Source organism: Actinomycetospora sp. NBRC 106375, assembly GCF_030269665.1.
Lineage (GTDB): Bacteria > Actinomycetota > Actinomycetes > Mycobacteriales > Pseudonocardiaceae > Actinomycetospora.
Genome location: NZ_BSTS01000064.1, coordinates 1 through 1429, shown reverse-complemented (window position 1 = coordinate 1429; position 1429 = coordinate 1). Strand labels below are relative to the sequence as shown.

Genomic DNA, 1429 nt, shown 5'->3' with positions numbered 1-1429 from the left:
CCGAGCCCAGGGCAAGAGCGCCCGCGAAATCCGACGCTGCCTCAAGCGATACATCGCCCGCCAACTCCACCGCCAGCTCACCGCAGCGATGGCCACACCCGCTTGACAGAAATAGAAGCGTCAACTTACACAGGCAACTTGACAAGCTCGGTGATGATGCGCAGCTGGTCAGCCCCGAGACGGTGACGCACCACGACCTGGACGCCGAACATCCCCGGCGGCACCGAGTACCGGTTGCCGCGGAACGAGACCAGCGCCTGCGCCGACACCGTGCGGACGACGGCGAGTTCGGCCGGGAACGCCGCCGCCGGCGCCGCCCGCAACCCCTCGCCAGCGGCGAGCTCAGCGACGGTCGTGCGCTCGCCGTCGCGCCGCCGGACCCGGCCGTCGAGGCGCTCGCAGAGCTCGTCGAGGCTCTGCTGAGCACCGGCGACGGTGGCGTCGTCGGCGACCGTGCGCCACCAGCGTTGCGCGGCGGAGTGGTTGGCCTTCTCCACCACGCCCTTGCGGTTGCCGTGCCGCGGCGGGCAGAGATCCACCGCCACCGCGTAGTGCTTCGCGGCCTGCGCGAACGCCGCCGACACCGTCCCCGACCGGGGGGAGCAGACCGTGGCCATCCGGTCGAAGCGCCACCGCCGGGTCAGCCCACCCAGCTTGCGGGTCACGCGGTCCAGCGCCTCGATCAGGTGCGGGAAGTCCTCTGACTCGGCGAGCACCGCCCGCCAGCGTCCCGAGTGCGCCAGCGACCCCACCAGCAGATGCGCCTGGCCGCCGACACCCCACGACGTGGGCGGGTTCGGCAGCTCGACCCAGTCCCACTGGGTCTCCTCCCCGGCCGGGTGGCTGATGATCGCCGCGTCGCGGCCTTTCGAGGCGGTGCAGGGCTCGCAGTGCGGCCGCAGCCCGTGAGCGCGGATCGCGGCGGTCAACGACGGATACGACCCGCTGAACCCGAGCCCGGCGAGCTCGTCGAACAGGGTCGATGCCCACAGGTGCGGGTCCTCGGCCAGCCGCAGCCGGCAGTACTCCAGGAACGGCTCGGCCAGCGTCGGCTCGCGGCGCACCCGCTGCTCGGGGACGCGTCGGCCTTCGAGATAGGCGCGGACGGTCTTGCGGTCATGGCCCAGATGCCGGGCGATCGCCGAGATCGTCCAGCCCTGCTCGCGCAACGCGTGCGCTTCCACATCTGCCTCCCAGGACAGCACCCGGGCCTCCCGCTGCTCCGCCGGTGATCACTCACCCGCGAGCCCAGCGGCAGACCCTCACCCGGCCCCGACACCACGCCGGAACCGCCGTGCAACCTGGGGAAGTTGACGCTTCTATTTCTGTCAAGCGGGTGTGGCCATCGCTGCGGTGAGCTGGCGGTGGAGTTGGCGGGCGATGTATCGCTTGAGGCAGCGTCGGATTTCGCGGGCGCTCTTGCCCTGGG

General features: G+C 71.5%; 1 protein-coding gene. It reads right to left on the bottom strand.

Annotation, left to right across the window (positions count from 1 at the left end; translation table 11 throughout):
- Positions 1-125 precede the first annotated feature (125 nt).
- A complete protein-coding gene (gene istA, locus QSK03_RS32860; RefSeq protein WP_285660035.1) occupies positions 126-1205 on the bottom strand; it encodes an IS21 family transposase in 1080 nt (359 codons plus the stop codon).
- Positions 1206-1429: the final 224 nt, after the last annotated feature.